The 19,319-nt window shown below is 32.5% G+C and carries 11 protein-coding genes; 2 read left to right on the top strand and 9 right to left on the bottom strand.

Features of this window, described 5'->3' with window-relative positions:
* Window positions 1-15: 15 nt before the first annotated feature.
* The 9 genes from ACH5TW_RS14295 to ACH5TW_RS14255 all read right to left on the bottom strand — a co-directional run bounded on the left by ACH5TW_RS14295 (window position 16) and on the right by ACH5TW_RS14255 (window position 14,945).
* Window positions 16-1,650 (bottom strand): hypothetical protein, encoded by a 1,635-nt coding sequence (locus ACH5TW_RS14295; RefSeq protein WP_439337183.1) that lies wholly within the window; start codon window positions 1,648-1,650, stop codon window positions 16-18.
* Window positions 1,651-1,655: 5 nt separating this feature from the next.
* Window positions 1,656-3,785, bottom strand: coding sequence for an alpha-L-rhamnosidase-related protein (locus tag ACH5TW_RS14290; protein ID WP_439337182.1), 2,130 nt, complete (start codon window positions 3,783-3,785; stop codon window positions 1,656-1,658).
* Between the two features lie 34 nt (window positions 3,786-3,819).
* Window positions 3,820-5,193 (bottom strand): MFS transporter, encoded by a 1,374-nt coding sequence (locus tag ACH5TW_RS14285; RefSeq protein ID WP_439337181.1) that lies wholly within the window; start codon window positions 5,191-5,193, stop codon window positions 3,820-3,822.
* A gap of 175 nt (window positions 5,194-5,368) precedes the next feature.
* A complete protein-coding gene (locus ACH5TW_RS14280; protein WP_439337180.1) occupies window positions 5,369-6,244 on the bottom strand; it encodes a hypothetical protein in 876 nt (291 codons plus the stop codon).
* 13 nt (window positions 6,245-6,257) lie between these two features.
* A complete protein-coding gene (locus tag ACH5TW_RS14275; RefSeq protein ID WP_439337179.1) occupies window positions 6,258-7,850 on the bottom strand; it encodes a sodium:solute symporter in 1,593 nt (530 codons plus the stop codon).
* Between the two features lie 88 nt (window positions 7,851-7,938).
* The gene (locus ACH5TW_RS14270) at window positions 7,939-8,688 is read right to left on the bottom strand and encodes a phytanoyl-CoA dioxygenase family protein (RefSeq protein WP_439337178.1); all 750 of its coding nucleotides are present in this window, start codon (window positions 8,686-8,688) and stop codon (window positions 7,939-7,941) included.
* A gap of 39 nt (window positions 8,689-8,727) precedes the next feature.
* Window positions 8,728-10,992 (bottom strand): glycoside hydrolase family 31 protein, encoded by a 2,265-nt coding sequence (locus ACH5TW_RS14265; protein WP_439337177.1) that lies wholly within the window; start codon window positions 10,990-10,992, stop codon window positions 8,728-8,730.
* 90 nt (window positions 10,993-11,082) lie between these two features.
* On the bottom strand, window positions 11,083-13,587 hold the full coding sequence (locus tag ACH5TW_RS14260) for an L-rhamnose mutarotase (RefSeq protein WP_439337176.1): 2,505 nt from the start codon (window positions 13,585-13,587) through the stop codon (window positions 11,083-11,085).
* A gap of 293 nt (window positions 13,588-13,880) precedes the next feature.
* The gene (locus tag ACH5TW_RS14255) at window positions 13,881-14,945 is read right to left on the bottom strand and encodes a Gfo/Idh/MocA family protein (protein ID WP_439337175.1); all 1,065 of its coding nucleotides are present in this window, start codon (window positions 14,943-14,945) and stop codon (window positions 13,881-13,883) included.
* A gap of 249 nt (window positions 14,946-15,194) precedes the next feature.
* Here ACH5TW_RS14255 and ACH5TW_RS14250 point away from each other — a divergent pair, with 249 nt between their 5' ends.
* Together ACH5TW_RS14250 and ACH5TW_RS14245 are read left to right on the top strand one after the other, a co-directional pair.
* The gene (locus ACH5TW_RS14250; RefSeq protein ID WP_439337174.1) at window positions 15,195-16,124 is read left to right on the top strand and encodes a helix-turn-helix domain-containing protein; all 930 of its coding nucleotides are present in this window, start codon (window positions 15,195-15,197) and stop codon (window positions 16,122-16,124) included.
* Window positions 16,125-16,499: 375 nt separating this feature from the next.
* The gene (locus tag ACH5TW_RS14245; protein ID WP_439337173.1) at window positions 16,500-19,313 is read left to right on the top strand and encodes a M16 family metallopeptidase; all 2,814 of its coding nucleotides are present in this window, start codon (window positions 16,500-16,502) and stop codon (window positions 19,311-19,313) included.
* Window positions 19,314-19,319: the final 6 nt, after the last annotated feature.

Genomic DNA, 19,319 nt, shown 5'->3' with positions numbered 1-19,319 from the left:
ATTTAATGCATTAAGCTACTTCATTCTTTCTTTTAAAGCCTCTCTGTTTAGCTTCACTTTAACCATGCCCATTGGGTGGAATCTTTTCTTTAAATCGATAGCAGCGTACACAATAGTATACACATCATTTCCTTCTGGAATTAAGCATAATGGCGTGCGCATAATATCCCACCATTTGTCAACTTTTGTTTCAATTGGTAAATACCTTGCTTCTTCCCAATTATACCCATCTTTGGACAATGAATACGCCATCATATTTGGTAAATGATGCCCCCAACCATCTGGTCCGCCATCAAAAACAGCGATATAAGTTCCATCTGGTAACTGACTAACAATAGGGTTTTCAACAAAAAAAGGATGCATAGATGTTATAGGATTTACGCTTTTATCCATACGTTTCCAAGGCCCTTCTAAACTATTCGATTCTACTAAAGCTACAAACCAACCTTTTCCTGTTTTCTTTGGATAATCGTCCCATGATTTAAACGGATAAGCACCACTATAAAATCCTAACCATTTATCGTCGCCAACCTTATATGGAAAAAAAGAAGCCACACCTTGACGTCCTTCCCAAGGTTGAGAATTTAAACCTGGTTCAATAATAACGCCTATATCTTTGTATGGACCTCCAATGCCTTCAATACCATCAACAACCGATTCGCAACGCCAAATTCTACCAAATGAATGATTAGGTTCAATTTCTTTATGAACGGTATAAGCTAAATAATAACCATACCATTTATTTGCTTCTTTATTAAATACAGGCATATAAGACCAAATAGCGCCACGCCTGTCGTTTAAAGGGTTATCATCTTCGGTTACTGCATAATTGCCACTCGCTTGATAAATAGTAGATTGACGCGTCCAATGGATAGCATCTTTACTGGTCCAATGTCCAATTTTAGTTTTAACACGATCAAAATAAGCTTCTACACCTATTTCGCCAGCTCGTTCTGTTGGAAACATATGATAGGTATCGCCTATTTTCACACACCTACCACCTTCAAAACCACCTTGTATGCCTTCGGTTCCAGACATGCCTTCATCTATAGTTGGTGCATTTTCACCACCTAGTATTTCAAAAATAGGCGCTTCATCTGAAAAACCTTCAACGATATAGGTTGGATTCCATAAATTTCCATCAGGAAATTCTGCATCACGAAATACGAATTCTTGATTGCTTTTTACCACACCTAAAACAGTATACAAATCGGTGTAATTAGAATTAATGTTATGAGTGCCTTTACTATACGGAATTGCATATACATCAACTGGTGGTAAACCTGTTATAGTCAGTGCGTTTTTTAAAACAAGATTTGCATTTTCTATTGGGGTATTTCCTTGAAATACACCTACAAGTACTTTTACAGATTCTCTAAATTTTAATCTTAATGGCTTCGCGTTCTGAAGTGGTAATTTAATCCCTGTTAAACCTTCTAATTCTGGAGCTATTCGTACTATATTATGCTTACTTTCAGAAAACACATGTCCGTATTCCGTTGTTTCAAAGGTTTCATAAGTACAACCTACCAATTTAAAAGATGCTGCTTCCCAAGCAACTTGTTTTAAATCCTCTTGATTTTGAGCAACAGAAACTAAACTCCCAAAAATTAAAAAGAAAACTACTATATATTTGAATTTATTCATCATCTAAATTATAATGCGTTGTATGCTATTTGATATGATACATTAGGCGCTATTATTAATTGATATTTATTTTCGCCTAATACTGTTATTTCTCCCGAATTGGTTTCTGGCTTACTTGTACTATTAATGATTAATGTACCTGTACCTTCTGAAGCTTTTACTTTAATTTCGTTTGTACTACAATATAAATCTACAGAACCATTAGGTGTTGGTACTTTGCCTTCTATCCATTTTAAACCACCTAAATTAGGTTGCACTTCGTATGTTTTATATCCAGGTGAAGTTGGTTTTACACCAAAATAGTATTTTCCAAAAAGATAAATAGGGCTTGCTCCCCAAGCATGACAAAGGCTTTTTCCATAAGGCCTGCCATACATTGCTAAATGCTCTTCTCCTTTATCATTAGGGTTATATAATTCCCAAAAAGAGGTAGCGCCAAGTTTTAACATGCCGCCCCAGTAATCACGAATTTCATTTAAAACAAATTCTTGTTCACCCATGGCACAAAGCGCTTCCAACTCGTAAAAACGCATATAAGGTGTCGTGATTTTCTGAATATCGTCATTTAATAACACCTTGTTTTTTACACTTTGCTTTTGTGCTTCATCAAAATAATCAAAAAAGATGCCGAACATATTAGCATATTTAGTAACTGTGTCTTGCACCTCACCATCTATATACTGATGTTTCATGACTTGCGCTTCTTTATCCCAGAAGACATCAAACAATTTCTCGTTTAAATCATCTGCTAATTTTTGATATTCTTTTTGGTCTTCATATTCTCCTGCTATGTCTGCACTAACTGCTATAGCTTCTAAACTTCTTACCAATAGCATTTGCTCAAAACTAACTTCGCCTGTTTTTGCTAATCCATCAGCCCAATCAATAAACACCCAATCACCTTCTAAAGGCTCTAAGAAACCGTTTTTATTTCTTCTGCCTAAGCAAAATTCCATAAGTGTTTTTATGCGCGGATAAAATGTCTTTATAAAACTGGTATCGCCCGTATATAAGTAATAATCATATAAGCCCATAAACCAATAGAGCGAATAATCCATAATGGTATTTACATGAGCAGTTACAGGCTCTTTTCCGCGAAGCGCTAAGAATGTACGTTCTACAGACGGCGAATCAAAGAACAAATAATAATTCATTAAATAACTTTGATAAGCGTCACCAGACCAAACCCAACGATCTCGCTTAATACCATCTATAAAAAATTCGCGAGATGTTAAATGCATCGTGTATGCTGATACATCCCAAATATCATTCAATAAGTTATCAGATGATTTAAATTCGCCACGATATTCTAATGGCAAATATTCATAAAGCATCGAAATAGAATCATATTCTACTGTAGCGTCTGCTTGTACTTGAACATACCTGAATGCTTTAGATTTATCATGTGTATATATTTCAGGCTGATTACCATCAAAATGGATATAATCTAATGTTTCACATTTTTCAGAATCTAGCGCTTCCTCACGAGATTCTCCATAATACAAGGCTAATTTACCTTCTCCTTTTAAACCATGAATGCGGATATAACCAAAAGTTTCTTTTCCAAAATCAATCAACTCACCAGTTCCTACTTTCTCTGTTTTTTTTGCATTCCAAGGTTCTGTTGTTAAGCTAAATTTGGAAGGCTTATTTTTAGGTGAATTAAAATTCCAAGAACCAACAGGCACCCAAGGTGTTCCAGATTGTTGTGCTTTTCCTGTCTCATCAATCCATAGTTTATCTTCGTTGGTTACTTTCCAACTGGCATTGGATTTAACGTACTTGCCTTCAATATAAATAGCTGGCAATACTTCTTGATTATATACTTTAAAGGAAATTTTATGTTTTCCTGCCGGAATTATAATTGATTTGGGTACACCATAAATTTGAACATCGTCTACCAGTAATTGAAAAGAACCCTCTGAAAATATTTTTACTTCATCTTGTTCCGGAATATCAACTTCTGCTTGAAAAGTAACCAAAGGGTCTGGGCTATAATATTTCCAAAGTGGAGGAAATACAGCTTCGCGTTCGGTACGTCTTACTTGCATTTTATTGCTCAACCAAACTTCAAAATCACCTGGATACCATATCCAAGTTGCATTAGAATCACTATTTGGCAAAAAATTTTCACCCATCTATTTTATTTTTTATAATCCTATAAATTCTGTGTTAGATATTGTCTCCGTATCTTTCTTTTGTTATTTCTTGTAATGTTTTACCACGCGTTTTTGGCGTCCAAATAGTTCCTATTATTAATGCGACAACAAGTAATCCCATCATAATTTTAGCCGCCATGTAAAAGCCTTCGCCGTTTTCGCCATATATGTAAACAAATCCAAAGCCCCATAATGCCGCTATACCTCTTACAACAAAAAACATAATACCCTGAGCTGCTGCACGGTATTGAGCTGGAAAGAGCTCTGAAGCCCAAAGCGCATAAAATGCTTGCACACTAATTCCTGCGTGAACTCCCCAAAGAATAGTAAACGTCCATAATGCAACATAGTTTTTAATTCCAATAAAAATAAGGATACCCCAAGCAACAATACCTATACCCGTTCCTATAAAATACAGCCAACGTTGATTTACTTTATCGACAAACATAGAGAACCCAAAATAAGTAACAGCAATAATTACGATCCATTGTACAGCTGAAATCATATTAGCATGTTCGTTTGAAAGACCACCTGCCGTTTCATAAATATGTTGTTGAAAAAAGCCCATTACAGAAGCCACCATATTCCATGTTACATAAATTCCTGCAAGGAAAAGCATGGTACGAATATTTACTTTTTTAGTAAAAAGGGATCCAAATGAAGCAAAAACACTTGGTTGCTTCTCCTTACTTTCCATTTGCTTTTGTTTAGCTTCTTCCCAGTCTTTTGACTCATTAAGTTTTCGTTGCAGATTCCATGCAAAAAATGCTACAATAAACAACGAACCAAAAATAATACGACTACTGAATACATTAACGGCTTCAACGCTCGCATCACTACCAATAAATAGTTCTGCTACTTTTTGTACATAACCAAACAAAACACCATCTGAAGCATTATCATTACCTGGAGCAAGCAACATTCCTAAAATTAAAATAATCATTGGACCTACTCCCCAAGCAACCTGAGAAATACCCATATTACGTCCTCGATTATTAACTTCAGAATTTTCAGAAATATAAGTCCAAGAAGCAGGAACACCAACGCCTACAGATATACCTGTAACCATAAAACCTGTTAATAACATTGGGAAATTTACCGTAAACATAATAATTGCAACCCCTAACATATACACAAGCATATTGTAGGTGTAAATTGTTTTTCTTCCGTATTTGTCGGCAAGAAAACCACCTATAATGGCTCCAATAGCAGCTCCAAAAGCATTTGCACTAAGCGCATTAAGCCAACCTAGGTCCCCTTCTGCTAGTCCGAGATAATTTTGCCAAAGCGTTAATCCACTTGCTCCAGCTACAATTGCACCTGCATCAAGATAATTAGTAAGCGATACAGCTATCGTGCTTTTTAAGCTTCCTTTTTTATGTTCCATGTTTTATGTTTTTAAAATTTAGTTGTAGGTGCTAATAATGACCTTATTTAAACTTTTCTATTTATAATTTTAGTAAATATGTGAATACTTTTTGCTATTTCCATCCTGTTCTTTCATGTTAAAAATAAACAAAAGAAAATAAAAGAAAATAAAAGAAAGTTTTGTTTTAAATATTCTACTTGGTATAAAATTCTTTATTGGCATTATCCCAACATTCCTGAACGATTTCTTTGTACAATAATGCTTGTTGCCAACGATCTCCTTCTTCTTGCTCACCTTCGCCTGTAAGAATTGTTCTTGCATAAAAAATATCAGCTTTTAACAATTCTACTGTAAAACAAATATAATCTCCAGGTTTAGCTGAATTTAAAAACCCAAGAAAAGAACGCTTCCACATCTCTTTAAAATGATTCACATACTCTAAATTTTTATCGTCTTTAACATCAACTTGAATACATCCAGGATTCCCTATACGACCATGCATAAAGCGAACACGATCGAAAACGGGTTGAATAAAATCCCATTTATTTTCAATACCTCCATAAACCATTTCTTGTCCTGTGTACCAATGTGAAAAATCACCATTAAAACGAACTTCAGGAAAACGCTTTGTTAATTCTACAGTTCTGAATAAATCTTGTGTTATAGTTGCCCGATGTGTTTCAATATAAATAGGAATATCGTAAGCAATAGAACTCTCATTAATGTAGCTTACTAAAGCATCCATCTCATCATCTGACTCCATTCCCCACCCTAAATGTACCGTAGCACAGTTATAATTTAAGGTTTTCCAAACAGGCAATAAATCTTTTAAATCTCCTACTTCATTAACTCTTGCATGCGCTGTTAATTGCAAGCCTAATTCGTTACACAACTCAGGGTTTCCATCTTGAACACCTCCAAAACCTGCATTTGCAATGACTTCGTGTTTTTCTCTATCATTTCCTTTTGGCCCTATAGAAAAAGCAGGTAAATCTTCGCAGGTACCATAATTTATATCAATACGTAATGATGGTTTATTATTACTCCCATCGTTCGTGTTTTTTATCATCTTAAACTAATTATTAATGTCCGTTAAAATAGATATATAAGCCTATCATTGTAATAATAAGAGCTGCCCAAAGTATTTTTACTTTCGGAGTTACTTTTCCTAGTTTACTATAATCTAAAGTACTTATGTATGGGTTCTTTTCTTTATCTAAATAAGAAATAATGACAATCATAACCGATAAGAACACAAAAATATAAAATGATAGTAATAAGAAATGAGGCCATATTTTAACACCTGAAGCTGGGTCGTTTGGAATTACCCAAAGGTATAATACGCCTACTGTTAAACTAAGAAGTGTTCCGAAAATTAAAATACTATTCGCTGCTTTTGTAGTTGTTTTTTTCCATAAAACACCAAACAAAAACACAACTGACATAGGAGGTGCAATAAAGCCTAAAACCGATTGAAAAACATCGAATAAATTAAGACCTTTAATACTATCTATTGCCATCGTAACAAAGATGGAAATGACAGCTCCAGAAATGGTAACTAAATGGCCTACTTTAACTATTTTTTTCTGACTTGCATCTGGCTGAATTTTTTTAACATAGATATCCATAGTAAAAACCGTACTCAAAGCATTTAAAGCCGAATCGATTGTACTTACCAAAGCTGCTATAAGAACCGCCATAACTAAGCCTTTCATGCCTGTTGGAAACAACTCGGTTACCATAGTCATGTACGCTTCATCTGGATTACTTAAATCAGGAAACAAAATAAAACACATGATACCTGGCAATATAAAAAGCGGTACATCAATAATTTTTAACCAACCTGTAAAATTAGCTCCTAACTGACCATGCTTAACACTTTTAGCTCCTAAGACTGACTGTACCATAGATTGATCGGTACACCAAAACCAAACCCCCATAATAGGATATCCTAACAATATAGCTACCCATGGGTAACTAGCATCATTGGCAGGTAAAAACAGATTCCAATAATTGGACGGTGTTTTTTCAACTAAAGCACTAATACCTCCTACTTTTTCTAATCCTACCCACATTAAAGCAAAAGACACCACAATAAGCAATACCATTTGAATAACGTTTGTGTATGCTATGGTTTTAAGTCCGCCTGCCATGGTAAAAAACCCAGCAATAAGGAGTAATAAAACAACCGATAACCACATAGGTAAATTAAGAATTTGCTGAATTAAAACACCTCCAGCAAACAAGGTTAATGACAACCAGCTCAATAAAACAGTTACAATAGTATACCACGCCAAAATGTTTTGAGTAGAATTACCAAAACGTTTACCCATAAATTCAGGTAAAGTTTGTACTCTAGCTCCTAAGTACCTAGGTGCAAAAACAACTGCTAATAGAAAAATAAAAATGAATGCATACCAAGAAAAATTTCCTGCTACAATACCTGTTGAATAACCGATACTCGCAGAAGCAATTAACATAGAAGGCCCAACATTGGTTCCCCACATATTAAATCCAATACTTGTCCAATTAAGCGAATTACCTGCTAAAAAATAATTTTCATCTGCAGGACGTTTTTGTCTAAAGCTAATCCAAGCGCCAATACCTATTAATGCTAAAAGATAAATGCCTACAACAGCAAAATCTAGCGTTGCTAATTGATCATATATGTTCATGTACTATGTCTCTTATTATTTTATCGATTAAAGTTAATCAATAAATTAGTTTAGTTGGTAATTGGTTTTAGGTTTAATATAATTACAGCTAGTATTCACTAACGTTTTCACCTGCTTTAACAAATGGTTCTGCCCAATACAGAGGCTCTTTTTCATTCTTCATAATAGGTTCTGCAGAATACTGAATTAACAATACACGTCTTGATTTATCAGTTTTATTAGACCCACTTCTATGAAAACATGTACTAGAAAACAAAGCCACATCTCCTGCATTTAAAACAGCAGGAACACCTGGATTATTACCAAAATACCCAATTTTATCATTTGTTCCTTCTTGCAATACATGATCTATTCTATCTTTTACACCAGCATCTTTATAAGGTAATAGGTAAACGGTTCCGTTTTCTTCGGTTACATCATCTAAAGGACACCAGATAGACAAATATGGTTTATGCTCAAAATCTAAATAACCAGAATCTTGATGCCATGAAAAGGTCATTCCTTTATCGGCTGCCTTTACTACGTATTGTTCTAAAAACAAAAAGACATCTTCACCCAATACTTTTCTGGTAATTTCTTCCATTTCTTTACCAAAAATTAGGTCTTGCATCGTTTCACTGTCTTTATACCTTAAAGCAATAAAATAGCGCTTTCCTTTATGATTAATCTCATCGACCTCAACGCCTTTAGCATCCATCTCATCATCCTTCTCTTTTATAAATCTTTGGCATTCACTTTGTAAACGTGCTATAAGTTCTTGTGGAATTACATTTTTCACAATACAAAAACCATCTTCTTTAAACTGACTTAATTGGTCATCTGATAAAATCGCACTCATTAATTCTAATTTTTAAATTATTATTTGGTTTAATTGGTTTTATATAAAATTTAAAGACTTCCAAATACCTTTAAAATTGGCATCTATCTTAATATTTTCTATCTTATTCATATCCATATCGTCTGTACAGCTTACAGCTTCTGGATATATTGGAATTATAGCACCTTCTTTAACCCAAACTGGCATGTCATCCATTGAAACTTCAAAATCTTTTAACCAACCATTCGCTTCAAACTTTTCTCCTGTAAAGAAATTGATCCAATTACCTTCTGGCAAATACACATCTCTTTTGTTTTCTGAATTCATCATAGGAGCTACTAAAAAATCGTCTCCAAAATAATATTGATCGTCTATATGCCAACACATTTTATCTTCTTGATGATGCATTAACAAAGCTCTAATAACAGGAAATCCTGAAGACGTTGTTTTTTCACTTTCTTGTAAAATATAAGGCAGTAATGCATAACGTAATTTCCACCATTTTTTTACTATTGAAGCTATGTTTGGATAATAATAAGGCTCTCGTTTTGAGGTACCATGATAACGCATATGTGAAGTAAAGACACCAAACTGTGTCCAACGCACATACAAATCGTCTGGAATTACCGAATTCATAAAATTAGGCACACCATGAAAGCCTGGAATATCGTGACTCCAAAAGCCGAAACCAGATAACCCTAAATGAAGACCACCTTTTAAGGATCCAGCCATACCATCCCAAGAAGCTGCGGCATCTCCTCCCCAATGGATAGGATAACGCTGGCAACCACTCCAACCGGCTCTTGCCCAAACTACACCGTCACCTGCAACTTCTTTTGTTACCTCAAATGCTGCTTTTTGATATAATAAGGCATATAAATTATTTAATTTTTCAGGTGCCATATTATGATAATTGGCATCTAAATGAATCTCTTCTCCAAAATCAGTTTTTATACAAGTTACTCCCATATTTAAAAGCTCTCGTAATAAATCTTTATACCACTCTACAGCTTTTGGATATGTAAAATCTATGGTACCTGCATAATCTAGATTACTAAAATTAGATCCACCTCTCATTACTCCAGCATCTAATTGCCCCATGTAATTATTAGCTTTCGCCTCTTCATACTGTTCTGCATCTTCAGATATATATGGCATTTGCCAAAGACTTAATCGGTATCCTTTACTCTTTAAATTTGAAACAAATTGTTTCGGATTTGGAAATCGTTCTGCATTAAATTTCCACTCACATAACCAATCGGTTTTAAACCAACCAGTATCTAAATGAATTACATCACACGGAAAATCTTCATCTCTTAGTCTATCGCATATTGTAGTGACTTCTTCTTCTGAGAAGTATGTCATTTTACTCATCCAAATACCATAACTCCATAACGGTGGTACTGTTGGAAAGCCTGTAATTTTTTTATATTGATAAATAATTTTATCAGGAGTATCCGCTCCTATTAAAAAGATATCTAAAACGGGTTCTTCTACTAATAACTGAACAGATCTTGTAGAAAAATCTGCTATTGAAAATTTACAATACGTAGATGTATGTAGAAACATCCCATACATTTCACTAGATAAATAAAAAGGAATATTTTTATATGTTCTTTTATTATTTACGCCTTGTCCGTCTTGATTTTTTAGTTGAAACGTGTTTCCAGACAAATCCATTTTACTAAAACGCTCGCCTGTACCAACAAACTTTTCGTCTGGTTTTGCATGAAAAGAAATAGAAGCTTTACTTGGCTCTCCATATTTTTCTATAAAAGATAGACACATCGCGTCCATTCTATTTGGAAAAAACTGATCGTAAGCACTCACCGTTATTGCTTTTTTTCCGTCTGGATAAAAAACAGCTTGCATAGATTCTTCTGGTTCTGGTAATAAATCACTCCAATAATCAATCTCTGGATTAGATAAATCAAAAACCGCTCTTAATACGCCCTTAGCATCTTTAACACTCCATGTTTCATTAGATTTTTCAATATTCAATTTCACTTCTTGAATATCATCAGTCATTTCTAACATAGGAGATGTTTGAGCAACCTCCTTTTCAAAACCAACACTAACTCTTAATATTTTTTCTCCAAAAGCTCTTAAAAAAACTTGATAGTTCTTTTTGGGAATAGATGTATCTGGTGCAATTTCATTAGATAATAATTGACACTGGAAAGGAACGGTAAGCATCACACCTAATCCTATATTTTGAATATCAATTGGTTTACAGGCTTTCCAAAGTCTAGAAACACCTTCTTCTAAAGATAAATCGGTATTAAAATCTAGAAAGTCAAAAAATTGATGGTTGGTTTGTTTCATCTACTTATATCTATTATTTTTTAATGATCAGATGTAACATCCAAATAATAATTCCTTTATTCATTTTCAATTTAATCAAGAATGTTTCATTTAGTCTAGTTTGTCAAAAAACACCCAGGTTTCGTTAGATTTTGTTCCTTCAATTCCTGTTTGATATTTACTCATTAAAGCATTCCACTCGTTTACACGCGGATTACCTTCGGTTGTTTTAGGATTTAATTCATCCAAGCTTTCACCTTTTGGAATACTTATTACTAGCATTAACTGTCTGCCATTTTTAAATACTTGCAATTGCTGAAAATCGGCATTACAAAATCCTTGTGCTACTTCTGGCCATTCTTCAAATTGCGTTTTATGGTAATCTAAATACTCTTGTTGAAGCTTTTCTTCTTCAACTAAATTGGCTGTTAATACAATATGTTCCCATTCTGATTCTGGTTTTGAATCTTCACATCTTTCAATCTTTTTAAAATCGTAAACCGGATGTTCATAAATTTTAATTTTAAGAGATGGGAATTTCAAAGACAACTTTCTTTTTACGCGTTCTGGTTGATTCATTTTTCCATAAATAACCAAATGATTTTTCCATTGATATAATTGTTGGTCAACAATCCTAAACCCTTTTAATTTTGATTTAATTGTAGAAATATCAAAATCCGAACCTACTAATTCAATAGCTACAGGGTCTGGTAATTTTTGCATACCCCACGTTTTATCAATAACAACTTCGCTCTCTAATAAACTTTTATAAGGCGCTCTTATTCCTGCATTTTCTTTAATGCTTTCGCTTACATAAGCATTATTATCTTTCCAAATATTACCCGCAGGCCCATTGTTATTTCTTAAGTTTTTTTCTGTTGGAATCCAGTTATTCTTTATGGTAAAATAAGACGAGCCTTCATCAGTATATAAATACAGCCATAAAAATGGATCGTGCGCATACGGACTGTGATATACTTTATCAATATAATTCTCTTCTATTCTGCTATCTGGTTGAGAAGACAATGTATAAACACCTGCTACATCATGTAAATGTTTTGCATAATGATGAATTTTATTGGCTATAATTTTATTATTACGCATAACACTTAAAGTTGGTGTCCAGCCCCAACCTAAACTGATGCCTGAATATGACACATCAGATATTTCATTATGAGCAATAGTAATATTTTTAACGAATCCTGCAGCAATTCCTATAGTTCCCCAATCTTCGTTAGTCACATTAGTAATTAAATTATCGGTAATAATTTCATCTGAACATACTACGCGTTCATCTTTAGGATTATAAGGTAAATGCGCTTCAAAACCTTCTTCAGAAAACACACCAACATTAATAGCACTTCCTCCAATATCTTTAAATAAATTACCTTTTATAGCATTATGATTAGTGCCTTTATTTAAATCTAACCCTGTAGAAGATAAATGTTCAAAAGCACAACCTTCAAATTGAATATTATTAGCATAATTAACTTCTACACTTGCTCTTGGTCTACCAACCCAAGCTTGGTTTTCTAAACTGGCTTTATCTGGAGTTCCTGGAGTTTTTAATTTATAAGCATCTAACAAATACATACCTGCTTGTAATGGTACATGTCCTTGTTTTGAAGGTCTTAACCAATTACTATACTGAAAAGAAATACCTTTAAAAGTTATATGATGAACAGGAAAATCAAGAGTTCCTTTAATCTCGACTAGATTTTCTAAAACTGGCACAGTTACCTTTACGTCATCAATAGTTTCTCCAGCTCTAGGATAATAATAAATTTTTGCATTGTTTTTATCTAAATACCATTCTCCAGGTTCATTTAACATGGATATACCATTGTTTAAATAAAAGGCAGAATTACCATTATTTTTTGAAATCCACGGAGCTGGCCAAGGATGCTCACTTTGAATTCTACTTTCTGGTTGTTCAAAAGACACTCTAGCACTATCTTGATGCACTTCTATATCTTTAACACGAAGATTTGCAATGGCCCACCATTGAATAATGAACATTTCAACACCAGGTTCAAACTTAATTGACTTGTCTTTATAAGGAATCCAACAGGTTTCAGTTGCTTTATCCCAAGATAAAATGCGTTCCATTTTATTTCCAGGCGTGCTTTTAGCTCTTACAGCCTTTTTATCATTTACCCATAACTGTCTATAATTAATTAAATCACCAGCTTTTTTTGGTGCATTGGCAACCCAAACAACTCCTGGTTTTAATCCGTTTATTGAAACTTTAGATTTTTGCCATCCAGTTACTTCTAATCCACCACTCAAAATAGGTTTAGCGCCATTTTGTGCTTCAATAATTGTTGGACTTGACTCGGTCCCTGAATCTTCAGACCTAATAAAGACAGGCTCATCAAGAAAATAAGTAGCGTCCATTAAAATAATACGAATACCATCTTTTATTGAAGGATCATTTAGACGCCTCATATTTCTTGCTTTTCTTAAAGCCATATTTAAGGTTGCAAGTGGACTTTCTTTAGTTCCTACATTAGTGTCTTTTCCTGAATTACTTACCCATATTTCGGTAGCATGACATGAAAAGGCAATAAATAAAACTAATAGTAACGTTATATATTTAGAGTATTTTAGTATCATAATTTATTTAACTTTAAACTGATTTCTCTTTATTTTTTTACTTAAAAAACGAAATCGCGTTTTCTAACAATATAAAAATAAGCTCTTTAATTATCTATTTCTAAAAATAAAGACAATATAAATCTGATTTAACAGCAAAGTGCTGCTAATATTAACATTAAAACAATAAAATAATGTTATTTTTAAACGATGGTCAATTTTATAAACCAAATTTCAATAGAAGCAAAAAAAGTATTTATTAAATATTTTATTATAAATCTGTCGTCTTGTAAAATAAAATTTTACTAAACAAACTAGATACCGAACTCCAACCTAATATCTGCTATTTTAATAGGCTTCCCTGTTTCTAAAGCCCTATCCATAGCTTGCAACAAAGCTACTGTTCCTATACCCTCTTCCATATTTGGGCAGGCCGTAAAACCTTGCTCTATACTATCAACAAAATATTCTAAATAATTTTGATATTCTCCAGCATGGTGTGTTTGACCTTCAAAACGATAATAATATTTAAGCTTATCATCTCCCCAATGAATAATTTTCTCCTCTCCATCTTTAGATTTAACGGAATAACGCAACTCATGATAATCGGCTTGATTTGATCCATGTGTACCCCTTAATATACAACTTAAAGGACTATCTCTTTTTGTAGGTTGAGCAGGTGAAGAATATACGCCACTAATTCTAGCAATTCTTCCATCAGTAGCTTTAAAAATAAAATGCATAACATCTTCATTTTTCAAACCTGCAAGCTCACCATTACTACTTATCATACCATATCCCATTACCTCCTCTATATCGGGCAAATACCATCTTACAAAATCTACTGGATGACTAAGACCTCCATACAACCATTTAAAAGATTGCAATAAAGACCATTCTTTTGCTAAAAACCAACGATTATCAGCATGATAATGCGCCTCAACAGTAATTAAATCACCAATTAGCCCTTCTTCAAAATCTTTTCGCTGTCTTTTCATTGGCTCAGAAAACCTTGAACTCTGACCAATAAAAACCTTTTTACGAGATTGTTTACTTAATTTCAATAATTCTTTTGCTTGTGATAAATCATCTATAAATGGTTTAGTGCAAACCACATGTTTACCATGAATTAAAGCTTGTTTAACATGTTCTGCATGTAAATGATCTGGTGTATATATGGCTATAATATCAATAGACTCATCTTTTAACAAATCGTCATAATTTGTTGTATAAAATGGAAAGTCAAATTCTTTAACTCTTTGTTTACAGAGTGCTTCGTTTGTATCACAAATTTTTACCAACTCTAATTTAGAACTTTGCAAAACTGCAGACATAGTACTACGACCTTCTCCTAGACCTAGAATAGAAATCTTTAACATTTAATATTTTATTTATTCAACTTAATAAAAAATTAAAACTATAGAAAATCTAAATAAAAAGGTTTAGTGCCTTTTTCTGCTATTAAACAGATTATCTTACATTATTAATTTATAGCTAATATTAATGTTTTTATAATAAAATAATGTTATTTTTAAACGATGGTCAATTTTATAAAACCCTAAAAAATATTATAAATAACATCTAATAATTATAAATTAATACAGAACTTTGATTTTCAATAATTTGCTATGGAAAATTTAGACGAAACTAATATACCTATTACTAAAACTAAGACAGGCAATCAGGGTGTTTGGTGGCACAAAGATAACATGGGGCCACTAGGAAGCCTTCCCTATATCGTACAATTTGGTAGTATGAAATTTTCTAAAGTTAGAATGGACGAAACTATGCGTCCTCATTTAAACGATGGGATTGAAATACATTTTGTAAATAGTGGTAAATACAAATGGGTAGTTGATGAAAATGAAATAGAACTCTTACCTGGTAATTTATCAATAACAGCACCATGGCAGTTAAATGGTAGTCCAACAGGAAAAATGGATATTGGTCAAATAAATTGGATGGTAATCAAACCGAAACAATACACTTTAAACACCCCCCTTAACTTAGGCAATTGGACTAAATTACCAGCCAGATTGCAAGAAAACATAGGTGATATGATTGCTAACAAAAACAATTTAGTAATTGAAAAAGCAAAAACATTTAAAAAATACTTTATAGAGTTAGAAAAAGAATTATCTAGTCAAGAAGAAGGTTTTGAAATAATGGTTGGCAATATTATTGAAAATTTATTTATTGATTTACACAGACACTTATCACTTAGAGAACAAAAAAATTATGAAGAAGATAATTTCATCGAAAAGCTTACTCAAATAGTTACTAACGATTTAAGTAAAAAATGGATTATTGATGATTTAGCTTATATGTTTGGAATGGGTAAAACTAAATTTACTTACGAAGTAAAAAAGCTTACAGGATATCCACCTAATAGTTTTATCATCAATTTAAAAATTGAAAAAGCTATTGATTTAATTAAGAACAACAAATCAATGAATATGTCTGATATTGCTTTTACTTGTGGTTTCTCTTCTTTACAACATTTTACCGCTACTTTTTCGCAACGTATAGGAGTTAGTCCAAGTAGGTATGAGAAATAAATATTAACATTTTGTTTTTCCTTAACAGTATTTATAACTATTATTTATTTTCCACTTCATCAAATTTCGATATACAATATAAAAAGAATCCACTATTATTCATTTAAAAGTATTACTAAACTTCTCTCTTAATCATCTACATTCTTAGCTATATAAAATTTAACATAATTTTAATAAGGGAGACAGCTCTTTTTTTCGTCTTACTTATAAGAAGAGCGTATTTTATGTGAATTTCACATTATTAAGAATAATATGTTTTACTAAATTTTTTTAAAATAGTTGAATTAGTCACTTAATTATTAAAAAGACCAGGGCTGTAAAAGCAGCCCTTTTTATTATTTATTAATACCCAATAATACATTTAAAATATAATATATGAAACGCATTTTAATTTTTAGTCTAACTTTTTTTATTGCCTTTAGCGCAAAAACTTTTGCTCAATCCATTAATTTAAACGATCCACTACCAGTCGATAACACTATAAAAAAAGGAGTGTTACCTAATGGCATGACGTATTATATAAAAAGTACAGATGTTGTTAAAGATGCAGCGACATATTATATTATTCAAAATGTAGGTAGTATTTTAGAAAACGAAGAGCAAAGAGGTTTAGCGCATTTCTTAGAGCATATGGCTTTTAATGGTACTAAAAACTTTCCTGGAAAGGGACTTTTAAATACACTACAAAAACATGGTGCAGTTTTTGGTAAAGATATTAATGCTTATACTTCTTTTGACGAAACTGTTTATAATTTAAATAACATTCCAACAAAAGATGGTTTAGTAGATACCTGTTTAACCATTTTAAATGATTGGTCTAACTATTTATTATTAACCGATGAAGAAATAGATTCAGAACGTGGTGTTATAAAAGAAGAATGGCGTACACGTCAAAATGGACAAATGCGTTTATTAGAAACATCGTTACCTATTATGTTTAACAATGCCAAATATGCCGATAGAATGCCTATTGGTTTAATGTCTGTTGTAAAAGGATTCGAATACAAAGCGCTTCGCGATTTTTATCATGACTGGTACAGAACAGATTTACAAGCTATAGCGGTAATAGGTGATGTTAATGTTGATGAAATTGAACAAAAAATTATAGAAAAATTCTCTAAAATACCTGCAGTTAAAAACCCTAAAGAGCGTTTTACAGTAAGTATACCAGAATACAAAGGCATGCTATACCTTTTAGGTACAGATCCTGAAATTTCTACTGCTTCAATTAATTTTGGTATTCACCATAAAAAATCTTTAAAATCAGAAACGGTAGCCGATTTAAAACGTTCGCTATTAGAATCTATGGCTGTTGGCATGCTATCGGCTAGAATTTCAGAACTTTCACAAAAACCAGATGCTACATTTTTAAGAGCTGGTGTAAGCTACAGAGGTGGTTGGGCGAGAACATCTAATGATTTTAGTATTTCAATCTCCCCAAAAGAAAACCAACAACAAGCAGCATTCAAATCTGTTTTAACAGAAGTTGAACGTGCTGTTAAATTTGGTTACATCCCATCTGAAATAAATAGAATGACAGCTAATTTTAAAAGTTCTTATGAAAATCAAATCGCGCAAAAAGACGATATGAGTCATGGTGCTATTGAAAGCGTTATTCAAAGTAATTATTTACAAAACAAAACCATTGTAGATGTTGAAAAAGAATATGCTATTGTAAAAGAGTTACTAAAAACGATTACAGAAGATGATATTCATCAAACTATAAAAAGACTATTTACGGAAGACAACCGTTATTTAAATGTTACAGGTGTTGAAGGTCAAAACAATTTAACAGAAGCACAAGCAAAACAAGTTATTGTAAACGTGAAAAATGATGCTTCAATAAAACCTTATTCAGAAGATTTAGCCGGAAAAACGCTAGTATCAGATTTAAATATAAAAGCAGGAACGATTGCAAACACAGAAGAAAACAAAGATTTAGGTGCAATAACTTATACGCTTAGTAACGGTATAAAAGTACACTATAAGTTTGTTGATAAAGAAAAAGACAATGTAAGCCTAAATGCTATTAGTTATGGTGGCACATCGCTTTTAAGTGATAACGATTTACCATCTGCTTCATTATTAGGTAACTTAGTGGCGATGTCTGGGTTAGGAGATTTTACCGCAGTCGATTTACAAAAAGTTTTAGCAGGTAAAACAGCAGGAGCAAAAGTAAGTTTAAGCGGTATTACAGAAAATGTATCTGGAGGTTCTAATACTAGAGATGTGGAAACTATGTTACAAATGGTATACTTACGTTTTGTAAAACCACGTTTTGACAAAGATGCTTTTAAAGTTTTAGAAAGTAATATTAAAAATTATATCGTTAGAAGAGGCGCAGATATTGGTGAGAAAATGCGAGATAGTTTAACAACATCTATCTATGGAAAAAATAATCTTAAAAAACCAATTTTTAATGAAGCCTATGCCTCTAAAATCTCTTTTGATAAAATAGAAGCTATCTATAAAGATCGTTTTGCTGATGCTTCAGACTTTGAATTCTTTATAGTAGGTGATGTAAAAGAAACACAATTAAAACCGCTTTTAGAAAAATATATTGCTTCTTTACCAACTAAAAACATAAAAGAGACTTATAAAGACAATGGCGCTAAATGGATTTCAAATAAAATTGATAAAGATATTTATCTAGCTATGGAAGATCCAAAAGCTTCTGTAAATGTTGTTTACAAAAAAGAGATGCCTTTTTCTTTAAAGAATTCTATTTACACTAGTGCATTTGGAGATATTTTACAATTACGCACTACAGAAACCGTAAGAGAATCTGAAGGTGGTGCTTATAGCCCAAGTGCATTTGCAAGACTTAGTAGAGAGCCAAAATCACAAGGGTATATATCATTTCGTTTTGATTGCAACCCAGATTTAGCCGATAAATTAGTTAATATTGTAAACGCTGAAATAGAAAAAATAGCTAGTGGTAATATTAATGAAGACGATTTAAACAAAACAAGAACAAACTTTTTAAAAGATAGAGAACAATCTAAAGATAAAAATAGTTATGACATGTCATTGTTAACAAATTTCTTTAGATTTGATTACAATATGAACAATCCTAAAAACTTTGAAGATATTGTTACTAAAATGAGTAAAAAGGATATTCAACACATGGCAGAACAAATACTTGATGGGGCAAAATCTTATGAAGTTATCTTTAAGCCAAAACAATAATTAAAT

It is taken from the genome of Thalassobellus sediminis (assembly GCF_044386045.1).
In the GTDB taxonomy this organism is placed as follows: domain Bacteria; phylum Bacteroidota; class Bacteroidia; order Flavobacteriales; family Flavobacteriaceae; genus Thalassobellus; species Thalassobellus sediminis.
The sequence above is the reverse complement of the archived record's forward strand: the minus strand, read 5'-3'. Positions and strand labels throughout refer to the sequence as shown.

Bases quoted from the DNA above. Each gene is read 5' to 3' on its own strand.
- ACH5TW_RS14280 (WP_439337180.1), bottom strand. From the start codon at position 6,244: ATGATAAAAAACACGAACGATGGGAGTAATAATAAACCATCATTACGT.
- ACH5TW_RS14265 (WP_439337177.1), bottom strand. From the start codon at position 10,992: ATGAAACAAACCAACCATCAATTTTTTGACTTTCTAGATTTTAATACC.
- ACH5TW_RS14250 (WP_439337174.1), top strand. From the start codon at position 15,195: ATGGAAAATTTAGACGAAACTAATATACCTATTACTAAAACTAAGACA.
- ACH5TW_RS14290 (WP_439337182.1), bottom strand. From the start codon at position 3,785: ATGGGTGAAAATTTTTTGCCAAATAGTGATTCTAATGCAACTTGGATA.
- ACH5TW_RS14260 (WP_439337176.1), bottom strand. From the start codon at position 13,587: ATGATACTAAAATACTCTAAATATATAACGTTACTATTAGTTTTATTT.
- ACH5TW_RS14270 (WP_439337178.1), bottom strand. From the start codon at position 8,688: ATGAGTGCGATTTTATCAGATGACCAATTAAGTCAGTTTAAAGAAGAT.
- ACH5TW_RS14275 (WP_439337179.1), bottom strand. From the start codon at position 7,850: ATGAACATATATGATCAATTAGCAACGCTAGATTTTGCTGTTGTAGGC.
- ACH5TW_RS14255 (WP_439337175.1), bottom strand. From the start codon at position 14,945: ATGTTAAAGATTTCTATTCTAGGTCTAGGAGAAGGTCGTAGTACTATG.
- ACH5TW_RS14285 (WP_439337181.1), bottom strand. From the start codon at position 5,193: ATGGAACATAAAAAAGGAAGCTTAAAAAGCACGATAGCTGTATCGCTT.
- ACH5TW_RS14245 (WP_439337173.1), top strand. From the start codon at position 16,500: ATGAAACGCATTTTAATTTTTAGTCTAACTTTTTTTATTGCCTTTAGC.
- ACH5TW_RS14295 (WP_439337183.1), bottom strand. From the start codon at position 1,650: ATGATGAATAAATTCAAATATATAGTAGTTTTCTTTTTAATTTTTGGG.